Origin of the sequence: Parabacteroides sp. CAG:2, assembly GCF_000436315.1 — a bacterium.
In the GTDB taxonomy this organism is placed as follows: Bacteria; Bacteroidota; Bacteroidia; order Bacteroidales; family Tannerellaceae; genus Parabacteroides; species Parabacteroides distasonis.
The window spans coordinates 66238-89196 of the sequence record NZ_FR885284.1 but is presented as its reverse complement, the minus strand read 5'-3'; the positions used below and the strand labels follow the sequence as shown (position 1 = coordinate 89196).

General features: G+C 42.1%; 17 protein-coding genes. 16 read left to right on the top strand and 1 reads right to left on the bottom strand.

Annotated features, from left to right (window positions below; all coding sequences use genetic code 11):
- Positions 1 to 648: 648 nt before the first annotated feature.
- The 11 genes from QVP94_RS07550 to QVP94_RS07500 all read left to right on the top strand — a co-directional run bounded on the left by QVP94_RS07550 (position 649) and on the right by QVP94_RS07500 (position 16577).
- Positions 649 to 1431, top strand: coding sequence for a DUF4493 domain-containing protein (locus QVP94_RS07550; protein WP_005860743.1), 783 nt, complete (start codon positions 649 to 651; stop codon positions 1429 to 1431).
- A gap of 33 nt (positions 1432 to 1464) precedes the next feature.
- Positions 1465 to 2751 (top strand): DUF4493 domain-containing protein, encoded by a 1287-nt coding sequence (locus QVP94_RS07545; RefSeq protein WP_005860745.1) that lies wholly within the window; start codon positions 1465 to 1467, stop codon positions 2749 to 2751.
- 1 nt (position 2752) lies between these two features.
- Positions 2753 to 4552, top strand: coding sequence for a DUF4493 domain-containing protein (locus QVP94_RS07540; RefSeq protein ID WP_005860747.1), 1800 nt, complete (start codon positions 2753 to 2755; stop codon positions 4550 to 4552).
- A gap of 159 nt (positions 4553 to 4711) precedes the next feature.
- Positions 4712 to 5461, top strand: a complete 750-nt coding sequence (locus QVP94_RS07535; protein WP_005860749.1) for a hypothetical protein — start codon at positions 4712 to 4714, stop codon at positions 5459 to 5461.
- 6 nt (positions 5462 to 5467) lie between these two features.
- Complete coding sequence (locus QVP94_RS07530; protein ID WP_005860751.1) at positions 5468 to 7174, top strand: PCMD domain-containing protein; 1707 nt, start codon at positions 5468 to 5470, stop codon at positions 7172 to 7174.
- 5 nt (positions 7175 to 7179) lie between these two features.
- Positions 7180 to 9267, top strand: a complete 2088-nt coding sequence (locus tag QVP94_RS07525; RefSeq protein WP_057317552.1) for a DUF4493 domain-containing protein — start codon at positions 7180 to 7182, stop codon at positions 9265 to 9267.
- 12 nt (positions 9268 to 9279) lie between these two features.
- Positions 9280 to 9969, top strand: a complete 690-nt coding sequence (locus QVP94_RS07520) for a DUF4493 domain-containing protein (RefSeq protein ID WP_005860755.1) — start codon at positions 9280 to 9282, stop codon at positions 9967 to 9969.
- Positions 9970 to 10424: 455 nt separating this feature from the next.
- A complete protein-coding gene (locus tag QVP94_RS07515; protein ID WP_005860757.1) occupies positions 10425 to 12149 on the top strand; it encodes a PD-(D/E)XK nuclease domain-containing ATP-binding protein in 1725 nt (574 codons plus the stop codon).
- 169 nt (positions 12150 to 12318) lie between these two features.
- A complete protein-coding gene (metG, locus tag QVP94_RS07510) occupies positions 12319 to 14358 on the top strand; it encodes a methionine--tRNA ligase (RefSeq protein ID WP_022192290.1) in 2040 nt (679 codons plus the stop codon).
- 72 nt (positions 14359 to 14430) lie between these two features.
- Entirely contained in the window at positions 14431 to 15561 is a 1131-nt protein-coding gene (locus tag QVP94_RS07505) for a DegT/DnrJ/EryC1/StrS family aminotransferase (RefSeq protein ID WP_036631781.1), read from the top strand.
- The gene (locus tag QVP94_RS07500) at positions 15558 to 16577 is read left to right on the top strand and encodes a Gfo/Idh/MocA family protein (RefSeq protein WP_022192288.1); all 1020 of its coding nucleotides are present in this window, start codon (positions 15558 to 15560) and stop codon (positions 16575 to 16577) included. The genes QVP94_RS07505 and QVP94_RS07500 overlap by 4 nt, the downstream gene beginning before the upstream one ends.
- Before the next feature lie 258 nt (positions 16578 to 16835).
- On the opposite strand, the gene QVP94_RS07495 is transcribed toward QVP94_RS07500, so the two are convergent.
- A complete protein-coding gene (locus tag QVP94_RS07495; RefSeq protein ID WP_005860765.1) occupies positions 16836 to 17279 on the bottom strand; it encodes an HU family DNA-binding protein in 444 nt (147 codons plus the stop codon).
- A 455-nt stretch (positions 17280 to 17734) separates the two neighbouring features.
- Between QVP94_RS07495 and QVP94_RS07490 the strand changes: the two genes are divergently transcribed.
- Genes QVP94_RS07490 through QVP94_RS07470 form a run of 5 tightly spaced genes read left to right on the top strand, consistent with a single transcriptional unit; the run spans position 17735 to position 22954 of the window.
- The gene (locus QVP94_RS07490; RefSeq protein ID WP_005860767.1) at positions 17735 to 19171 is read left to right on the top strand and encodes a lipopolysaccharide biosynthesis protein; all 1437 of its coding nucleotides are present in this window, start codon (positions 17735 to 17737) and stop codon (positions 19169 to 19171) included.
- A complete protein-coding gene (locus QVP94_RS07485; protein ID WP_005860769.1) occupies positions 19159 to 20136 on the top strand; it encodes a glycosyltransferase in 978 nt (325 codons plus the stop codon). Before QVP94_RS07490 ends, QVP94_RS07485 begins: the two co-directional genes overlap by 13 nt.
- A 7-nt stretch (positions 20137 to 20143) precedes the next feature.
- Entirely contained in the window at positions 20144 to 20956 is an 813-nt protein-coding gene (locus QVP94_RS07480) for a hypothetical protein (protein ID WP_008781064.1), read from the top strand.
- 18 nt (positions 20957 to 20974) lie between these two features.
- The gene (locus tag QVP94_RS07475) at positions 20975 to 21811 is read left to right on the top strand and encodes an O-fucosyltransferase family protein (protein WP_288213203.1); all 837 of its coding nucleotides are present in this window, start codon (positions 20975 to 20977) and stop codon (positions 21809 to 21811) included.
- Positions 21812 to 21862: 51 nt separating this feature from the next.
- Positions 21863 to 22954 carry a glycosyltransferase WbsX family protein gene (locus QVP94_RS07470; RefSeq protein WP_034528001.1) on the top strand — a complete coding sequence of 364 codons (1092 nt, stop codon included), beginning with the start codon at positions 21863 to 21865 and terminating at the stop codon, positions 22952 to 22954.
- The last annotated feature ends 5 nt before the right edge of the window (positions 22955 to 22959 follow it).

The following is a 22959-nucleotide window of genomic DNA, read 5'->3' as shown; positions in this document are numbered from 1 at the left end:
TTTCGGTACACGTTAGACGGCGAATATGTATGCAATAGGCAGCATTGGGCAATGCCTATACTGCCGTTGGGCATCGTGAGTAGTCGTGAATAGGGGTGTAAGTAGTCGTGAATAGGCATTCTTATACTGTTATAACCCTATTGTAAGACTGTTTTTTCCCTCTCTCACTCCCCATAATATGAATTACGATGAATTATTTTTGCTAGAACAAAATGTCGTTTTTTGATATATGGCTATCATTCAAATAATTGCTAATTTTCTCTTATGAATTTGGAAGTAAGTAGTACTTTGCCCCGAAATAATCGATACTCAAGAGGTTGAGATTACAAATTGCCATTTTGTCAAATCCTTTTTTCTTCCATCGAAGCGACTATCTTGTAATCTTGCTTTCTCTAGGGGCGGCTCTTGTCTGAGCGCATTCTGTTTAGGCACGGTTTCTAATAAAAGGAACAATGGGTTGTAAAAATAGGACATGGTCACTCTTTATAAATGGCTCTGTATGTGTAGGGGTGAGGTGTGGAATCTAAAAAAAGGAATAGGTAATAAGACAAATAGACCTTGTAGGATCTTTGTGAAATATATTCTTTTGCATCCGAATTGGGATCGAATGGATCTATACGAATTGAAGTAATTGAAAAAAGCATTTATATGAGGAAAAAGAATTTTACATCTATGGGAATGGCCTGCTTACTGGGCTGTTGTTTGATGTTGGGTAGCTGTAGCTCTGAAGTGGATAATTTGGATATTCCGAAGGGCAAAGGTTTCGTGAAAATAGATCTGGCACCGGAGGTCGGTTTTCAAACAAAAGCCGTGGATGAGAGTGAGTATAAGGATGTGAACAATTATACTGTGCAAGTGTTTAAATCCGGGCAAGAGGAGAATCTTATTATTAATGATTTGTATAAGAATTTGGAAGAGAAATATTCTTTGAATGTTGGTAACTATGTGTTGAAAGCCTTTACGGGTGAAGATAAACCGGTTTCTTCCGATGTGTTGTATTTTTCTGGCGAAGCTGCTTTTGAAGTGAAGGAGGGAAAGGAGGTGACAGCTCCTGTAATATGTAAGCCCAGCTCAGCTCGAATTAATGTTGTGTTCGATCCGAAGATGGATGAGTATTTCTCCGACTATTCCTTGAAGATTGAGACAGAGGCGCAGAAACCCTCTTCTTTTGTTTGGGCAAAGGCGACAGTCGGTCCGATGTATTTTAAGGTAGGTAATCAGGAAAAGGTCCAGGTTACGGTAAGCTTGACTAAGAAAGAGAATGTAAAAGCAGAAGGGACGGTTAAGACCTATACGTTAAGTCCAGCGGATGCTTTGAAACTTACTTTGAAACCAGTAGTCAACAATGGCAATTTAGGAATTTCGATTACAATTGAGGAGACTACGGTTGATCATCCGGTAGATATCGTTATTCCGGGGGATTGGGTATAAATATATATAACAGTAATAATAAGAGATTAGAATATGAAAGCGATCAATATATGGATGTTGAGCACGGTTTTGTTTTCCGGCTTGATGTCGTGTGAGATGAAAGAGGAGATTTTCGGGAAAGAGATCCCAAAGGAAACTGGCTATTTGACACTTGACGTGAGCGCAGGTTCCTCTGCTTCTTTAGCAACGAAAGGAGCAACTGATCAGAAAGAAGATTTTCCGCTCGTGATCAAGGCGATGGATTTTGATCTTACTAAAAACTATGAGTCGTTTGCTAAGTTTAAAGAAGAAAATGCGAATGGTGTGATTGAGTTGCCGAAAGGAAATTATGAGATAGAGGCGCATTCGCCGGGAGAGTTTGCCGAAAAGATGTACGATCCTTATTATGGAGGTGTAGAAAAAGCAGAGATAATGCCTAGTGTGGAAAAAACCGCTACGGTGAAATGTAAGATCCAGAATGTCAAAATTGCGATGGATTTTACCTCCGAGTTTATAAACTATTATAGCAAATGGTCTATTACGGTGGATGACAAGTGCGGTCATTCAGATATTTATACGCAAGAAAATCCAAACCCAACTCCGATTTATTGGAAAATGGCTGCTGAGACAGATAAGATTTATGTGTCGGGAACAGCTATAGTGAAGGAAACGAGTGAAGAAGTTATTATAAATCAGACATTAACGAAGAAGGAAAGTGCTGATTTTGTAGAAAGCGACAGCCCCTATTTTGTAGGAGGAGATGGTTTGGCGATCTCGTTGGCTCCCGGAAAAGAAGTGGATCTCAATAAAACCGGTATCACCATCACGGTTAACGGTTTTAACCAAGAGACAAATGAGAATATTGATATAGAAGTGGAAGGTGATAGTGGCGAAGAGAATCCTGAACCTCCGACACCACCGGTGACGGGTGATGATCCGACAATCACGATACCGCAAGCTCTTTATACGTTGCCCGCTGATGAACAAAAAAATGCAAATGTTATTATATCAACTCCTGCCGGCTTGAAAAATATCACTGTCGCGATAAAGGGAGGAAATGAGCTTTTTGCGTCAATAGTTAAAGATCTATTTGGTGAAGAGTTTAAATTGATAGGAAATGAAGCTTTAGGAGAGACGTTGACGTCAATGGGTGTAACTTTACCTGTTGGTGGAGAAAAGAGCTATGAATTTCCGGTACATGCCTTTTTTAGTTTGTTGCTAGATCCAAGTACTGGTGGAGGTGTTACAACAGATCCAGAAGGACACGTATTTAATATTACGGTGGAAGATAATGATGGTAAAGTCGTAAAAGATAAATTAAGTGTAAAAGTGGCTGAATAATATGAAGACAATATATACACTTTTATTTTTTGTGTTGGTATTAGGTTTGGTCGCTTGCCAGGCCGAGGATGATACATCCATGAAAAATACCGGTTATTTAAGTATGGATATAACGACCAATAATTCCACAGCCACCAAAGCGGGAAGTGAGGAGGTTGTTTATAATCCCAAACAGTTGGCGGTACAAATCTTGAATGATCAAGGAGGTGTTGTTAAGGAAACGGATGACTATACGGCGTGGGATGGAGAGCGATTTTCCTTGCCTACGGGTAAATACGTGGTGAAAGCCTCTTCAAATGGCTTCGATGGTAAAGCTGCCGAGTTTGATAAGCCCTATTATGTGGGATCAGCTGAGGTAGAGGTTATGGCAGGAAAGGATGTGACGGCCGAAGTTATCTGTACATTGGCGAATGTCTTGGTGACTGTTGAATTTGACGAGCTGTTCAAGAAAAGCTTTAAGTCTGCGACCATTGTTGTGGCTGATTCGGCAGACCAAACTGGAACCCGCCTTACCTTTGAGTTAGGTAAGAACGAGACAGCAAAGGCCTATTTCCCAGTTCCCGAGAAGTCGTTGATTATCTCAACGAGCGTAACGAATCAAAAGGGTACACTACATTCTAAGAAAGATACCGTTCGTGCGGTAAAAGCTCGAGATAATGTTCGCTTGATGTATAAAGTGGCTGACTCGCCAAATGGTTCTACCAGTATTGATATTACTTTGGACGGAACAATCAAGACCTATAATTTCACCATAGGTGTGCCTCTGACCGCTAAGACAACTCTATCGGCAAGTGCGGCGAACGCTTGGAGTTCATTTGCTTACTTGGAGGGGAAGGTGCTTTCAAAGGCAGGTGTCTTGGATCAAAGCAAGTTGGCGATGGAATATAAACTGGCAACAGACGAGGCTTGGACTCCGGTTGCGTATCTGACCGTAGGTGAAAACGATACCTATTCGGTAAGGATTACGGGCTTGACTCCTGCAACAAAATATCAATACCGTTTTATCTATAAGGATACGGAAGAGGTGGCAAGCGAAATCGTAGAGTTTACTACGGAGGCGGCTATCGCATTATATAATGCTAATTTTGATTTATGGTATCAGAATGGAAAGACATGGTATGCTGGGGAATCCGGTAAATCATTCTGGGATACGAGTAACCCGGGTACGACAACGGGGTTGGGAGCCATAGTGAATATCAATCCTACCCAAGGTAGTTCAGCGGTTGTGCATACATCGGGCGGAAAATCTGCGGAGTTGAAATCCCAGTTTAAGGTGAAATTCGCAGCGGCGAGCCTGTATACCGGATCTTTTGGTGGGCTGGTTGGTATGAATGGTGCTAAGATCAATTTTGGTCAGCCGTTCGCTTCTCGTCCAACAGCATTAAAGGGCTGGTTCCAATACGCTCCGGTAAATGTAACTCATGTAGGGGATAATCTTCCGGCTGACGCAGTTGTTGAAAAAGGAGATCCTGATGTTTGTTCTATTTATATAGCGATGTCTAAAAAGCAATATACTATAGATAATACCAAAATGGCAGAAACTGCGATCGATTTTGAGAATGATGCGAACATTATCGCCTATGGTGAGGTGCCTGTGTCGGAATGCGTAAGTACCAACGGACAATGGAAGGAGTTCAATATCCTCTTGAAATATAAGAATCTGACGGAGAAACCGACCCATATCATTGTGGTCTGCTCGTCCAGCAAGTATGGCGACTATTTCACCGGAGGCGATGGCAGCATAATGTATCTCGATGATTTTTCACTCATTTACGATGACGAGCCTACAATGTGGAAATAAACCATAGGCTGAAAGTCTATGTAGGGAACAATAAGTTTTTACTATAAATCTATTTGGCAAGTAAGGATATCTTCCTTGCTAAGTAGATTTTAAATATCTTTGTGGCAATATAAAGGATAGAACTAGAAAATGGCAATAACAATAGAGCGAATTATTTGAATGAGTAGAAAACTATTTACCTTATTGCTGTTATTAGCAATAGTGACCGGTACCGTAAATGCACAACGCGGTAAACGCGCCATTAAGCGCATCGACCGAGAGGTACAGGAGGCTGTGTTCATCCCGAAAGGAACATGGATGGCCGGAGGTGCCGTATCGTATTCCGAGCATGACGAGAGCAACTTGAACTTTCTTGTTATAAAGGATTTGGAAGGGAATGGCTATAATTTTGCGATAAGTCCGTACGTGGGCTATTTCTTCCGGGATAATATCTCGGCCGGTGTTCGCTTCGCTTACCGTAGGAACTATTTGGATCTAGGGAATGTGGATGCCAATTTGGGCGACATTACCATCTCGTTCAAGGACCTCTATTATCTGGAGCATAAATATGAGACATCCGGTTTCCTGCGTACCTATATCCCGATTGGGAAGAGCAAGATATTCGGTCTCTTCAACGAGGCTCGTGTGACCTATGGCTACGGTACGGGCAAGAATTCCACAGGCTCGGGGGCTAATTATGATGGTACTTACCAGAAGGTACAGAACCTACAGATTGGTTTCGCCCCCGGACTGGCCGCCTTTATCACCGATTGGAGCGCCGTGGAGGTGTCGGTCGGCGTGATGGGTTTCGATTTCAAATGGATCGACCAGACGACCAACCAAGTGGAGCAGGGTTCGAGCCGTACATCGTCCGGTAATTTCAAGATCAATCTTTTTTCCATTAACATAGGTATGACTTTCTATTTGTAATTGGATATGCGAATAATCAACGATATATATAAAGCGACCTGTCGCTTTTGCCTTTTTGTTTTCTTCGTGCTGGCTTCCTGTGCGATAGAGAATGATATACCCTATCCGATCGTCAATGCGGGTATCACGGACATTCGTGTGGAGGGACAGCGTCCGGCTGAAGGCTCTTCGGATGATGCGGCATTAATTGATGCTTCGGCAAAGACCATATTACTGTATGTAAATGATTCTGTTGATATTTCTAGATTGAAACTTACTCGTTTGGTGGTGAATCCAAGGGATGCGCAGGTTTTGGTTGATTCGGCTCTCTGTGCTAATCCTAATAAATTCCCGTTTGCCGGATTCGCCTCATTGGATAGTATTCCTATGTCATCCAATACGAGGGTCGATTTTACCAAACCGGTCAATTTTACTATAAAAACCTATCAAGATTATGTATGGCAAGTAAAGGTGAAGCAAATCATAGACCGGAAGGTCGAGGCCAAGGGTATGATAGACTATTCTATTGACGAACTGGATAATCGAGTGATTATTTATGTAGGGAAAGGAGAGAACCTGAAGAATATCTCTATAACCTCTTTGGCTTTGGGTGGAGCCTATGGCGAGGTGACGCCAAATCCTACTACCGTGAAAGATTTCACCTCTCCACAGAAGTTTTTGGTTCAGTATCCCTGGAGCGAGCCCAATAAGGGGACAATATGGACGGTATATGTCCGTCTGACCGATGAGGAGGGAGGCTCGCAGCCTTCAGCCGGAGACCTTTCCGTGAATGCCTGGAGCAAGTATGCGTTTGTGGAGGGGAAAGCAACGGAGGCTAATTGTTCGTTTGAGTATGTGAAACAGGGAGAGACTTCTTGGAACAAGGTCTCTGCGAAGGCAGACGGTTCGAAGGTCTCTGCGAAGATCGAGGGATTGCAGCCCGCCACGGCTTATCAATGCCGACTGGTGGATGCCTCGGGAAGCGTGTTGGGCGAGTCTACCTTCACGACAGAGACTGCCACACCATTATATAATGGTAATTTCGATCTGTGGCATCAAGATGGGAAAACATGGTATGCCGGTGAGGCGGGTCATTCATTTTGGGATACGAGCAATCCGGGTACGACAACTGGATTGGGGGCTGTGGTCAATATCAACCCGACTCAAGGAAATTCAACGGTTGTGCATACGCCGGGTGGAAAATCTGCCGAGTTGAAATCGCAGTTTAAGGTGAAATTTGCCGCTGCGAGCCTGTATACCGGATCTTTTGGCAGTTTGGTTGGAATGAATGGTGCGAAGATCAAATTCGGAAGGTCGTTCGCTTCGCGCCCGTTCGCATTGCATGGCTTTTTCCAATACGCTCCGGTTGCGGTAACTCATATAGGAGATAATCAGCCTGCGGGGACGCTTTCAAAAGGAGATATGGATGTTTGCTCGATTTATATCGCATTGGCTAAAGAGTCTTATACGGTGGATAATACCAAGGCTGAGACGTTTATCCAATTTAAGACGGATAATAATATTATAGCTTATGGTGAGCTTCCTCTCAAAGAGTGTGTCTCAACGAATGGAACATGGAAAGAATTTACGATCGATTTGGAATATAAGACGCTGGAGAAGCCCAATGATATGTATCTTATCGTAGTGGCAAGTGCCAGTAAATATGGCGATTATTTTACCGGAGGTGACGGTAGCATATTGTATGTAGATGATTTCGAACTTATATACGACTAAATAATATGATGAAGCAGATTGATAAATTTTGTTGTTGTATATTCTCATTATTTCTCATGGTGGCCTGTCAGGAGGAAGAAATAATGGATAAAACCGCCGGCTTTCAGGTATCCTTGCAGGATATGGGTGTTGCCATTGAGACGAAAAGTACGCCAGCGGAATTGGGAAAGCCACTAGCGGATCAGTTTAAGCTTAAGGTCGTGAAGAACGGGGATTCCTCTCCGTTGTTTGATGGTAATTATACCAGCCAGACGATACCTGCTTCGGCCGGTACTTATACGATATCTGCTTCCTATGGAGATAATCCGGTTTTAGCGTTGGATGCGCCCTATTATTTAGGCGACACTACTAATGTGGTGATTAAGGAGGGCGAGCAGAAGAAAATTACCTTGAGTTGCAAGGTGGCCAATGCGTTGGCTTCTGCCTCTTTCCCCACTGATACGGAGTTGAAGAAAATCTTCTCTTCTTATTGGGTGAAAGTAGTTGTTGGGAAGTCCTCTTGTAAATTGACTTCTGATAGTAAGAAAAGTGCCTATTTTCAAGCAGAGAAACAGGTTGCCTTTTATTTTGAGGGAACAAAGGTGAGCGGTAAGGATTTTTCCGAGGAGTTAAAACATAAGGATTTGCCTTCGGTATTGAAAGCCGGACATCATGTTAAACTGACATTGAAGTTATCGGATGATTTATTGTTGGATGTCGCTAAAGTTGAAATTAAAAAGGAGACAATAACGAGCGATATCCCGATGGATTGGTTGCCTAAGCCGAAAGTTGAGGCGGAAGGATTTGAGAATAATATACTTTCCTTTGCTGAGACAGAGACTAAAACGGCAATATTGAATTTAAATACGGCTTCAGCACTGCAAGACTTGAAGCTGAAATTTACTTTTGGTGATCCGCAATTTTCAAGCTTGAATGATAAGGACTATCTTTTATCTGTTCCGGCAGATAAAGCGGAAATGGAAAATGTGTTAGGCATTGTATTGCCTGAGATTGGTGTAGATAAAGCCTCTTTAGATTTGACTTCCATTGTCGCTAAGTTGCGAACAGATGCGGGTACGACAGTAGAAAATAAGATTGAAGTAGATGTGAGAGCGAATAATCGCTGGAGTAGTGAGGAGATTAAAGGGCAAGAAAACCCAAGCCGGGTTTATACGTTGAGGTGTAATAAGCCGGAAATGGCAGTATCTGTTCAACCCGGAAATATCTGGACGAAAGAGTTTACGATTGATGAACTGACCGTTACTACAGGAGATCCGGAGGTTATCAAGTCTAAGTTGAAATATCAGTATAAAGAAAAGTCCGGAGGTGATGATACTTGGAAAGACATTCAAGATATGAAAGTGTTATTCAATGAACATCCCCAAAATAGATCATATCAAGTGAGAGCGGTTTATCGTGATGTGGTTATGACGGATGCTATTGATGTGGAGCTAGAGAATCCGGTGCAGTTGCCGAATTCTGGGATGGAGGAGTGGCATGAGGAAGATCAGAGTGATCATAAAAATTTGTGGTTCCCGTTTTCTCAAGATTTAAGTCTTCAATGGATTACTAATAATCTGGAAACCACAAATTATAGAGGAGAATCCTTTTGCTCTGCATCTGCTGTTAAGCGTTCTGAAAATAAGTATAATGGTAATTATGCTGCTTTGATTAGAACTATAGGGCATGGTGTAGCAAATACAAATGTAGGTTCATTTCTAGGTATGAATGGTTCTATTACGGGAACTCATACAATAGGGATACTGTCTTATTCTGGAGATTTTCAAGTACGTCCAACAAAAGTGAAATTTTATTATCGTTATATTCCAGAAGGAGATGATGTAGGGGTAATAGAACTAAAAATAGAAAATGAAGATCAAGATGTTATTTTATATGAGGCTACAAATGTTGTTAGTAAGACTGAATATCAATTATATGAAATACCAATTAATTATATGGTAGAGAATGTAGTTGCTACTAAGTTGACTTTAACATTGAAATCTGGATCTAAACATACTAATGTTGTAAAAGCTAAAGTTAGGGGGAATGGAGCTGATGAACATTATGGTAGCGAGCTTTATATTGATGATATTTCCCTTGTTTATGACAAATAAAGATAAAGAAGAATGAAACATATCGTTTATATTCTATTAACTCTCATCCTTTTGGCAAGTTGCCAAAAGGATGAAGCCTTTGATATTTCAGAAGGCAAAGGAACTTTAATATTGGAAAATCTTTCTGTTCAAACAGAAAATGTCAATACTGTTTCTACTCGGGCAGTTCAGAATGATCTATATGTGGAGATTTGGCAAAACGGTCAATTAATGAGCGGGCAACAATATGAACCGGGAAAAGTGCCTGCTAAGCTGGATTTGCCTGCCGGAAGCTATCTGCTGAAAACCTATAACCTAGCGTATAAAGACATGCCCAATTGGGTAGATACAGAAACTGGTGGAGCAGCCTTTTATGCTGAAAAGAATTTTAAGATAGACGCTGGTAAAATAAACTATCTGAATGTAGAAGTCCCGATGGTGAATATCGGTGTTTCCTTAAAACTCCCGGAAGGTTTTAGTGATCGCTTTAAGGATTATCATTTTACCGTACAATTCGGAAACCGATCCGTAGAAATATCCAATGGAGAAACCGCTTATTTCCCCTCGAGTGAAGTAACTTACATTTTAAGTGTCACAAATAACGATGGTGAAAATAAAACGAATTCAAAGACGATCAAATCACCAGTGGCAGGAACTATATATGAAATCTCTTATGGCTATGCGACTAAAGGGTTGATTGTTAATGCTAAATATGGCTTATGAAATGAATAACTAACGGCTTCCCAAGCCGTTAGCTTACCACTGGGGGTAGCCGCTAGTTATTCACTTCACAAGCTATAAACAAGGGGGGTGTCGTTCTTTACATATAATATAAAACGTACGTGCGTACATTAAAATATACAGTCTCTCTCTTTAAAGGCAAATCCAAAAACATATCCAGTTACTTTTCTCCCCTTTTGGATTAAAAAGTATCTTAACTGTATCGTTCAACGAAACTAAGTGTGTTGGCCAAGTATCTTAGTTTCGTTGGCCAATGCACCTAGGTGCAAATATGTATTAAAGCATATGGACAATTTCCATCCCTCGTGTCCCAACCGTTATTCGCAAATTATTCCTTACCTTTTCTTGATAAAAGAAGATTTCTTAGCGAACAGGTATAAGAATTGGAGATTTTTATCTAAGTTTGTCAGTATACATCAAAAAGAAAGGAAGATCTTATGATACCTCAGATAACCATTCCCTATGCCGTGGCTGATTTCGCTGAAATACGCGAACGTGGCTTTTATTATGTGGATAAAACTCGGTTTATCCCTTATTTGGAGCGGTATAAGGCTCCGGTGTTTCTGCGTCCGCGGCGTTTTGGTAAGAGCTTGTTGGTCTCTATGCTCGCCCATTACTACGATCGCAGTAAGTCTCATCGCTTTGAGGAACTTTTTGGGGGGACTTGGATCGGGACCAATCCTACGCCGGAGCATAACCAATACATGATTATCCGCTACGACTTCTCGAAGATGGTGATGGATAGCACGATGGACGGGTTAGAGCAGAATTTTAATGATCTGAATTGTTCCCCCGTGGAGATCATGGTAGAGCATAACCGTGATCTTTTCGGTGATTTTAAGTTCTCAGTGAGAGGTAATGCCACCAAGATGCTGGAGGAGGCGTTGGCTTATGTCCGTATGCGCGGCTTGCCCAAGGTTTATATCCTTATTGATGAGTACGATAATTTCACCAACCAATTGCTCACGGCCTATAAGGACCCGCTTTACGAGTCTGTCACCACTGGCGAGAGCTTCTTGCGTACCTTCTTCAAGGCTATCAAGGCGGGTATCGGCGAGGGAAGTATCCGTACTTGCTTTTGTACGGGTGTGCTGCCTGTTACGATGGATGACTTGACGAGCGGCTATAATATCGCCGAAATTCTTACCTTGAAGCCTGACTTCACGGAGATGTTGGGTTTCAATCATGAGGAGGCTGCCGAATACCTGCGCTATGTTATTCGTAAATATGGCAATAATGAGGATCGTTTCGACGAGCTGTGGACGCTTATCGTAAACAACTATGATGGCTATCGCTTTCTGCCCAACGCGCATCCGTTATTTAATTCCACTATATTGACTTATTTTTTCAAGAACTTCGCCGAGCTGTCCGGTGGTGTCCCCGATGAGATGGTGGACGAGAACCTTCGAACGGACGTGAATTGGATCCGCCGCCTTACCATCACCTTGGAGAATGCGAAAGAGATGCTGGATGCCTTGGTGATCGATGGCGAGTTGATCTACTCTCAACCGGATCTTAGGAGTAAGTTCAATAAGCAGAAGTTCTTCGATCCGGATTTTTACCCCGTCAGTCTATATTACTTGGGCATGACAACGTTGAAAGATAATTATGTGATGGTGCTTCCCAACTTGACCGCTCAGAGCATCTACATGAATTATTACAACGAGTTGAATCAGATTAGCGATGACGCTCGCTGTTTTGTTCCCGCTTATCGCCTGTTTATGGATCATCGGAAGCTGGAGCCGCTTGTGGAAAATTATTTCAAGGAATATCTCGGCCAGTTCCCGGCGCAAGTATTCGACAAGATCAACGAGAACTTTATTCGTTGCTCTTTCTACGAGGTACTGAGTCGTTACTTGAGCAACTGCTATACCTTCGCCGTGGAGCAGAACTTGCCAAGCGGCCGTGCGGATCTGGTATTGACGGGCATATCGGGCACCGCCTTCCACAACGATTGCCGGGTGGTGGAGTTCAAGTATTTCAAGGCGAAAGACGCTACCATGGTAGAGGCCTTGAAGGTCGTTCGTCCCGAAGATGCCGATCAGGTGAGAAGATATGCCGCTGATATCAATCGGCAATTCCCCGCTTACCGCATGCGAGCGTATGTGGTGTATATAGCGGCAGGAAAAGTTTGTAAGACATGGGAAGTTATTAATCTCTAATGTAAAGGACAAGACATGAGACATTTGTTGATTATTCTATTATGTCTTGATCGGCAATATATACTATGCGATCGAAAGAGGAATATATCCATCCTTGAATGATATTCCAATCTTTTTTATCTAACCAAATTATTCCGTACCTTTGCCCCTCAAAAAGAGAACACAAGGTATGGAAAAACATTTTAAGAGAACGCTGATTACTACGGCGTTGCCGTATGCGAACGGACCGGTGCATATCGGCCATTTGGCCGGGGTATATGTGCCTGCTGATATTTATGCCCGTTACCTTCGTTTGAAGGGGGAGGAAGTGTTGATGATTGGTGGTTCGGACGAACATGGGGTACCCATCACGTTGAGAGCGAAGAAGGAGGGGATCACGCCGCAGGATGTGGTGGATCGTTACCACGGTATTATCAAGAAATCGTTCGAGGAGTTCGGTATCACGTTTGATATCTATTCTCGTACTACTTCCGCTACGCATCATCAGATGGCCTCGGATTTTTTCCGTACATTGTATGATAAAGGTGAATTCATCGAGAAAACAAGCGAGCAATACTACGATGAGGAGGCGAAGCAATTCTTGGCCGACCGTTATATCACGGGTACTTGTCCGCGTTGTGGAAACGAGAAGGCGTATGGCGATCAGTGCGAGGCTTGCGGTACGTCTCTTAGCCCGACGGATTTGATCGATCCGAAATCCGCTATCAGTGGCAGCAAGCCGGTGATGCGTGAGACGAAGCATTGGTATCTGCCTTTAGACAAGTGGGAGCCGTTCTTGCGTAAATGGATCTTGGAGGATCATAAGGAATGGAAACCTAATGTATATGGGCAGTGTAAGAGCTGGCTGGATATGGGACTGCAACCCCGTGCGGTGAGTCGTGATTTGGATTGGGGTATCCCTGTTCCCGTGGAAGGGGCGGAAGGAAAGGTGCTGTATGTCTGGTTCGACGCTCCGATCGGTTATATCTCTAATACGAAAGAGTTGCTGCCGGATAGCTGGGAGACTTGGTGGAAGGATCCGGAGACTAAAATGGTCCATTTCATCGGTAAAGATAATATCGTGTTCCATTGTATCGTGTTCCCTTCCATGCTGAAAGCGGAAGGTTCTTATAACTTGCCGGAGAATGTCCCCGCCAACGAGTTCTTGAACTTGGAGGGTGACAAGATCTCTACTTCCCGCAACTGGGCGGTTTGGTTGAACGAGTATCTGGTGGATATGCCGGGCAAGCAAGACGTGTTGCGCTATGTCTTGACGGCCAACGCGCCGGAGACAAAGGATAATGATTTCACATGGAAAGATTTTCAGGCTCGTAATAATAATGAGTTGGTCGCTATCTTAGGGAACTTCGTGAACCGTGCGTTAGTCCTTACGGATAAGTATTTCGAGGGTAAGGTGCCGGCGGCTGGCGAGTTGACAGATTATGATCGCCAGACCTTGAAGGATTTCGCAGATGTGAAAGAGAACGTGGAACGCCTGTTGGATACCTACCACTTCCGTGACGCTCAGAAAGAGGCGATGAACCTGGCCCGTATCGGAAATAAGTATCTCGCTGATATGGAGCCTTGGAAGTTGGCGAAGACGGATATGCCTCGTGTCGCTACGATCATGAACATCGCTTTGCAGATTACGGCTAATCTGGCGATCGCTTTTGAGCCGTTCTTGCCGTTTAGCATGGAGAAACTGAATAAGATGCTGAATGTAGAGCCGTTGGGATGGAATCGCCTAGGTGCTACGGATCTATTGGAGGCCGGTCATCAATTGGGCAAGGCAGAGTTGTTGTTCGAGAAGATAGAGGATAGCGTGATCGAGGCCCAAGTACAGAAATTATTGGATACGAAGAAAGCGAATGAGGAAGCGAATTATAAGGCGAAACCGATCCGTGAGAATATCGAGTTCGATGATTTCATGAAACTGGATATCCGTGTGGGTACGGTTCTGGAATGCGTGAAGGTTCCGAAAGCGGATAAGCTGCTTCAGTTCCGTATAGACGATGGTCTGGAGAAACGCACGATCGTATCGGGTATCGCCCAACATTATAAACCCGAGGAATTGGTAGGCAAGCAAGTTTGCTTCATCGCTAACTTAGCTCCCCGTAAGCTGAAAGGCATTGTTTCCGAGGGCATGATTCTCTCCGCTGAGAATTTTGATGGAAAGCTGGCGGTTATCACTCCGGAGAAAGAGGTGAAACCGGGTAGTGAGGTGAAATAATAAGGTAAACGCAATAATGAGGGGGCTATTTCGTTTTAACGACGGGATAGCCCTGTTTTTTGAATGGATAAGATGCTTGAGAAACAGATACAGATGGTAGATCTGCGGAAGCAGTATGAACGTTTGCGTAGTGAGATCGATGCCGCCATGCAAACGGTGATAAATGCTTGTGCCTTTATCAATGGCCCTCAGGTGAAGGGATTTTGTAACCATTTATCGGACTATTTAGGTGTTCCTTATGTGATCCCGTGCGGCAACGGTACGGATGCCTTGCAAATCTCCTTGATGGCATTAGACTTACATTCGGGCGATGAGGTGATCGTTCCTGCTTTTACATATATCGCTGCGGCTGAGGTTGCTTTGGCTCTTGGCCTAGTGCCGGTATTAGTGGATGTAGATCCCGGTACATTCAATATAGACCCGGAAAAGATAGAAGATGCCTTGTCTGAAAAGACGAGAGCTATTATCGCAGTTCATCTTTTTGGCCAGTGTTGTGATATGGAACCGATCTTGCGTATTGCCAGCCGTCATAATCTATATGTGATCGAGGATAATGCCCAGTCCATCGGTGCTAATTATACTTTCTCGGATGGAACGGTGAAGAAAGCCTGTACGATCGCCTCTATAGGAACGACCTCCTTCTTCCCTTCGAAACCGTTGGCTTGTTATGGTGATGGTGGGGCGATGTTTACTTCCGACGCACGATTGGCCGAACGACTGCGAATGATCGCCAATCATGGGCAAAAGGTAAAATATCATCATGCTTTGGTGGGCTGCAACTCCCGTTTGGATACCTTGCAGGCCGCTGTCTTAGATGTTAAGCTTCGGTATTTGGATGAATTTGCCGCCGCTCGTTGTAAAGTGGCTGCTAGATACGATGCTGCCTTTTCCGGATTGGATGCTGTACGCAAACCACTAAAATCAGCCTTTTCATCGCATGTTTATCATCAATATACGGTACAGCTAGCTGTAGAAAAGAGGGATCAAGTACAAGCTGCGTTAAAAGAACGAGGCATTCCTTCTATGATTTATTATCCATTGCCTTTGCAGGAGCAAGAGGTGATGAGGGGGCGATGCCGGATTTCCGGGGATTTGAATGTCGCTTCTCGCTTGAGCCGATCCGTATTATCCTTGCCGATTCATACGGAGATGACAGAAGAGGAGCAGGCTTATATTATAGAATCTATAAAGAGTGTTTTATGAATAAGAAGATACGTTTCGCCGTGATCGGCTGTGGTCATATAGGTAAGCGTCATGCCGAGATGATTACCCGGGATGAAGGAGCGGAGTTGGTCGCTTTATGTGATATCCGTCCGAAAGAGGAGCTGGGGATCGAGGCTTATGCGGTCCCTTTCGCCCGGGATATAGATGAACTATTCCGTTTGGGATTGGATATAGATGTGGTGAATATTTGTACACCTAACGGCTTACATGCCGAGATGGCGATCCAAGCGATAGAGAGCGGACATCATGTGGTCATAGAAAAGCCTATGGCCTTGACCTTGGCGGATGCCGAGAAAGTGGTTTATACCTCGTTGAGATTCCGTAAGCAGGTATTTTGCGTAATGCAAAACCGATATTCCCCGCCTTCGGTCTGGATCAAGGAGATGGTTGAGTCCGGAAAATTAGGCCAGATTTATATGGTGCAGCTGAATTGCTACTGGAACCGTGATGAACGCTACTATAAACCCGGAGGATGGCATGGCGACGCTGCCTTGGATGGAGGTACCTTATTCACTCAATTCTCCCATTTCATCGATATTATGTATTGGTTATTCGGGGATATTTGCAATATCCAGTCCCGTTTCGCTGATTTCAACCATGAGAAGCTAACGGCGTTCGAGGATTCCGGTTTCGTCAATTTCAATTTCGTGAACGGAGGAATGGGAAGCTTGAGTTATTCAACGGCGGTATGGGACAAGAATCTGGAAAGCAGCATGCTGATCGTGGCCGAGAATGGCAGCGTGAAAATCGGCGGTCAATATATGAATGAGGTAGAATATTGCCATATCAAGGATTATGAGATGCCGGAATTGGCTCCTACCAACCCCGGCAATGATTATGGCCCTTACAAAGGCTCCGCCCAGAACCACAACTTCGTGATCCGTAACGTGGTCAATGTCCTTTCCGGCGCCCCCGGCGAGATCATAACGACCAACGTCTTGGAAGGTATGAAGGTGGTGGATATTATACGGAGGATTTATGCGGGGAAGGCGTGAGAATCCATTCCCAGATAGGGACTACCTCGATCGTTCTCTCTTGGACTTGGATGGTTCGTTTCTCGTCTCGAGTGATAATCATCATACGTTTAAGATATAGAAACACATCCGCTTGCTTTTTGTTTTGTATGTAAAACAAAAATAAGCTATTTTATTTTGTATGCGAAATAAAATGGGGATGATTTGTTTTATATTGGAAACAATACGGTGGATTTACGTATTGAAAGCATAAATCCACTGCGAATAGAGATTGAGATTTTAGATCTCGTCAGGGCTTTCGCTGTCTTGGCTACCCCCGCTTTGCGGTTCGGAGAGTTCCTTTTTCTCGAAATTAGTGAGTTTCTTAGCTATTCTCAAGGCCTTTCCGGGGCTAAAGACAACTTTAGGTTCTTTGATCAAGCTGGTGGTAAATTCCTCGGTGGTAGGGGTTCCCGTAGAGCCTACCCCAAAACGGAAATTGCCCAATTCGCCTACATTCACCCTGCGCCCTTGCGCGAGATTTCGTTTCAACACGATATTGATACGGTCGAGTACCGCCTTGACTTGGGCGGAGCCTACTCCACTTCCATCTGCCACTTCCTCGAGGAAAGTCTCGAACTCTACAAGATCTCCATAGATCACTTGCGCATACTGTTTCTTGGGTGTTTCTGTCTTGTCGTTACCCAAGTTCTTTCTCTCGATCAATCTGTACTTTACTGCCATAATTTCTAAATTTTAAAAGATGATTAAATGAATTACCTTGTTTTCGAAAGCATGACAAAGGTATCGCAAGCCGTATGAGGCAAATCGGTCTGTGTTGGTTTATGTCTGTCAATGTCCGTGTATGTGCCTATTAGTCTACGAGTGCCTGTTTCGCATCCTTTAGTTCGCAAGACTAGTAAAATGTAAAAATGTACAATAAGCTATATTAGAATGGGCCTGTTTTGTATATTTTTGATTATTAGTTTATTATATCTAGTAGGTGCGAGACTTTTTAATTAATATCAATAGAAATCCGGATTTCTATTGATACTAATTGGTGTTTTCTATTGATACTAATTCATATTTCCATACGTACTATTTGTTATTTTATACATAAAGTATGAAAAGCTTCCGGGTTTTGCCCGTTACCCAAGAGTAAATGTTTATCTTTGTGGCACTTTTACCGTAAATATCAAATGGCAGAACAATCACTAAAAGATAAGACAGCGAAAGGGCTCTTCTGGGGAGGGGTGAGCAATGGGGTGCAGCAGATACTCGCATTGCTGTTTGGTATCTTTTTGTCTCGCATATTATCGCCGGGAGATTATGGGATGGTCGGGATGCTAACTATTTTTACGGGTTTTGCGAATGCTCTTCAAGAAAGCGGCTTCTCGGCGGCCTTGACAAATAAGTTGGATATTAAGCATGAGGATTATAACTCGGTATTTTGGTTTAATATAGTAGTAGGGATTGGCCTTTATGTGATTTTGTTTTTCTCGGCGCCTTTGATTGCCGTTTTTTTTGATCAGCCGGATTTGTTGTGGGTATCCCGTATCGTATTTTTAAGTTTTTTGTTTGGTTGTTTTGGAACAGCTCAAGCCGCTTATTTGTTTAAAAACTTGATGGTCAAGGAAAGGGCAAAGATTGATATCTATGCGTTGTTATTATCCAACACGGCTGCACTGATCATGGCGTTGAATGGTATGGCTTATTGGGGGATTGCTATTCAAGGAGTACTTTATATCGGTTTAGGCACTTTTCTTAGGTGGTATTATTCACCTTGGAGGCCAACTTTCTCTTTTAACCTTCAGCCTTTGAGGGAGATGTTCCCGTTTAGTGCAAGGTTGTTATTGACAAATCTGTTTAGCCAGATGTCTACGAATATATTCTCTATTCTATTGGGTAAGTTCTATACGGTTCAGCAAGTCGGTTATTATTCCCAAGGCTATAAATGGATGAATATGGGGGGGAGTTTTATCACGGGAATGATATCAGGAGTAGCCCAGCCGGTATTTGCTCAAGTCTCTTACGAGAAGGAGAGGCAAGTACAGGTTTTAAGAAAGATGATCCGTTTTACGGCTTTTATATCTTTTCCATTGATGTTTGGCATGGCGTTGGTCGCAAATGAATTGATCCTGATTACGGTTACGGAAAAGTGGGCGCCTTGTGTTCCTATTTTGCAATTACTGTGCGTTTGGGGAGCTTTTTCCCCGATATGCGAGCTTTATAAAAATATCGTGATCAGTCATGGGAAATCTAATATTTATTTGTATGCTAACGTAATATTTGGCATACTCCAGATATTGTTGCTGATAATGATGTTGCCTTATGGAATTTTATGGATGGTTGCGGCTTATGTGCTCGCTTACCTTTGCTGGCTGCTTGTGTGGCATTGTTTTGCGAGCCATTTGATAGGTGTTAGATTATATCATGTAATAAGAGACATATTGCCTTATTTTCTTATCACTCTCTCAGTTTTGAGCTGCGCTTGGTGGGTCTCTTTCTTCTCGGGGAATATTTATATACGGTTTGCTTTGAAGATTATTGTGTCTGCGATTTTATACATTGGAATTATGTGGGGTGTGAAGTCTGTAATTTTTAAAGAATGCATAGGGTTCTTATGGAAAAGATGAGTTTGAAACGAGTTTCTGTCGTATTATGTACCTATAATGGTGAGAAATATATCCGTGAACAGCTGGAATCTATCGTATCTCAGACTTATCCTATCCATGAATTATTGATACAGGATGATTGTAGCACAGATGCGACACCTTTAATAATCGAGGAATATAAGGAAAAATATCCTTTTATTAGATTTTATCGAAACAAGAATAATCTGGGCTTCAATCGAAATTTTTGGAAGGCTTTCGAAAAAGTAACAGGTGATTATATTGCGATTTCGGATCAAGATGATATTTGGGTAGATACCAAGATAGAGGTCTTGGTTGGTTGTATAGGAAATTATCTGATGGTTTATGCGGATTCTGTGAGTTTCTTCGATAAGATTCCCTCTTATGTTGCGGCGAGGAAAGAAGAGTTTGTTCTTACGGGATTACGATTCATTTCTTTGCAGTATGGTGTATTGGGACATGATTGCCTCATGCGGAAAGAGCTGATCCAAATAACACCTAAAGAGGTGCGGGAGAAATTTGTATATGATTTTGCGTTGGCTTTAGTAGCGAGATCTAAACGCAGTCTTTTACATAAGGTCGAGAATTTAACATATTTTAGACGCCATCCTCATGCTAGCTCTAATTTGTTGCAAAATGTGAAAGGAGGGTTTAGAGGCTATCTGGATGGGTTTTTATCGTTGGGTAAAAGAAACCGTTTGGAGATATCTGATCGATACCGGCTAATGCTTCCTTATTTAAGTATGGAGGAGCCTTTAGTTTATCAATATGCGTTGTATCTTTCGTCGGGTAGGATTCTAGGCATTTTTAGAGCGGGGTGGATCACTTATGTCTGCCGGTCTGAGTTAAGAGGGAATACAAAAAGTATTATGAATAAAGTGCGAGCTTATTTTCTTCCATTATTTTTGTATGGCAAATGGAAATATATCAGGAGCTTGTGGGGTGAAAAAACTATATTAGATAAGTAAGATTAGTATGGATCGGATATTTTTATGCTCATTTGGTAATTCCAGTTATTTGTCTTCTTTATCTCGTTTGAGAGCTCAGGCTGAGGAGACAGGTTGGTTTTATCGTGTCGAATGTAGTACGGAAAAAAATCTATCTGCCTTTTTCCGGCAAGAGGCTGCGGATCTATTAAAACAGGAAGTGCGAGGGTTTGGATATTGGATTTGGAAACCCCAGATTTTACTTCAATGCTTACAACAAATGGAATATGGCGATATTTTGCTTTACACAGATGCTGGTTGTCATATAAATGAGGTGGGGAAGAATATGTTTCTTGCATATATAAAAGAGGTAAAAAAACATCCTTCGGGATTTTTGGTATTTGGCGCTCGCAAAGGTTCATTAGAGAGACAATATACAAAAGGTGATATTTTCTCATACTTTGGTATACAAGAAGATGATGATATTTATAATAGCGGACAAATACATGCTACCACTTTTTTTCTAAGAAAAGATGATCATACTCAAAAGGTTGTAGAATGTTGGAAAAAAGTGATGATGGAAAATAGAAATTTGATAGATGACTCCCCTTCATCCACTCCTAATGCTTTGGATTTTAAGGAGAATAGGCATGATCAAAGTGTTTTTTCAATTTTGATGAAATTGAATAAGGCACAGATATATCCAATAACTCATATATGGTCATACACTTGGTTCTTTATGGGATATTATCCGATTTGGGCTAAAAGAGATCGAGGGGAAACTTTGAGAAAATATTATCCATTGAAACAATATTGGAAGGATTTTCTTTTTTTTGTTCGAAATAGAGTGGAACGTTTATAATAAGAGTTTATGAATAATATGAGTAAGATGAAAGTTTTAGTCTTAGTTCCGATCGGGGGGGTGGCGAATCGATTTTATGCAATATCATCAGCTATATCATTTTGTCAAATGTATGGGATCCGGCTTCATGTCATTTGGTTTAAAGATTGGGGGATGGGGGCTGACTTTCATTCTTTATTAGACTTAGCTCCGATTTTATCAAATATAAAAGTTGTGGATGCGCATTGGCAAGATTATATTTATGATCGGCCTAGGAAGAGAAATTTTTGGCTCCCTTATTTATATCAAAAAGTTGCTTTCCCGGAAAGATTTTATGAAAAAGATATTTATAACCGGTTTTCGGTGGAGAGCTTGTTAAATTCGTTTCAAAAGCATGATTCTGTTTATTTGGTCCAATTTCGTTCTTTCTATAAAAATGAAATAACGTTTAAATGCTTATCTCCGATAAAACCTATTCAACAGCAGATAGATGAACGAACGAAGTTTTTTGAGGACAAACATGTGATAGGTATGCATATTAGGAGAGGAGATCATACGACTCCTACATTAGGAAGTCCTTTGTCTTTATTTATTTCAAAAATTGAGGAGGAGGTTACTCTTGATCCGAATACTTATTTTTATGTAGCTTCAGACTCGTTCTCGGAAAAGAAAAAACTAAAAGATCTGTTTGGCGAAAGGATTATTACTAGATTTGATGAAGTTAGGCGAGATAACGAAAGTGGTATTGTCGACGCTTTAGTTGAATTGTACACTCTGGCTCATACCTCAAAGATCTATGGTTCTTTAGCAAGTTCTTATTCTTCTTTGGCTGCGGAGTTATATTCAATCAAACTTGAAATTTTATCATTGGTATAATGATTTTTCTTTAATTCGTAATTTGGATTAGTCTATTATTTATTGACGATAATGAATAGAAATAAAATAAGAGTCTTGGCATTTTATTTGCCACAATTTCATCCAATACCCGAAAATGATAAGTGGTATGGAAAAGGTTTTACGGAATGGACGAACGTAGGTAAAGCTAAGCCTTTGTTCAGGGGGCATTACCAACCACGGGTTCCGGCAGACTTGGGATATTATGATTTGCGAGTTCCGGAAACACGCCAGGCTCAGGCAGATATGGCAAGAGAGTATGGGGTGGAAGCATTCTGTTATTGGCATTATTGGTTTGGGAATGGAAGGCGTTTGTTGGAAAGGCCTTTTAATGAAGTCTTAGAATCGGGTAAGCCAGATTTCCCCTTTTGTCTAGCTTGGGCCAATCACTCTTGGAGAGGTATCTATAATGGAGTTAAGACGAAAGAGTCATTAATCGATCAAACTTATGGTGGACTTTCTGATTATGAGCGTCATTTCTATGACGTACTGCCAGCGTTTGAGGATAAGAGATATGTGACTGTTGACGGAAAACCTTTTTTCTTAATTTTCGCTCCAGCGGAAATTCCGGATTCAAGGGAGTTTATAGACTGTTGGCAACGTTTGGCTGCCCGGAATGGTTTAACGGGTATTCATTTTGTCGCTCATACGTATCAACCAAATGATATAGATAACTTTCTGTCAATGGGATATGACGCAGTTAATGTCGTGAGATTGTTTGAGTACCAGAGAATAGGAATATCTTTTGTACAGAAAGTTCTTAATAAGGTAAATAGGGAGGTTTTTAAACATGGCTTTTGGTGTCAGTACAAAGATGCGATGAAATATTTTTCTGGTAAAGAGGATGAGAGAGAGAATGCTTATCCTACAATAATTCCCAATTGGGATCATTCTCCTAGGACAGGACGTTATGGTGCTATTTTAAAAGATTCGACTCCTCAACTTTTCCAGAAACATGTAGAGCAAACAGTTCATTTGATCTTAAACAAGGATGATGATCATCGGATCGTGATTCTGAAGTCTTGGAATGAATGGGCTGAAGGAAATTATGTGGAGCCGGATTTGAATTTTGGCAGAGGCTATTTGGAGGCTTTACGTACGGCTTTGCAAAAGGATATCAGATAGAGTCA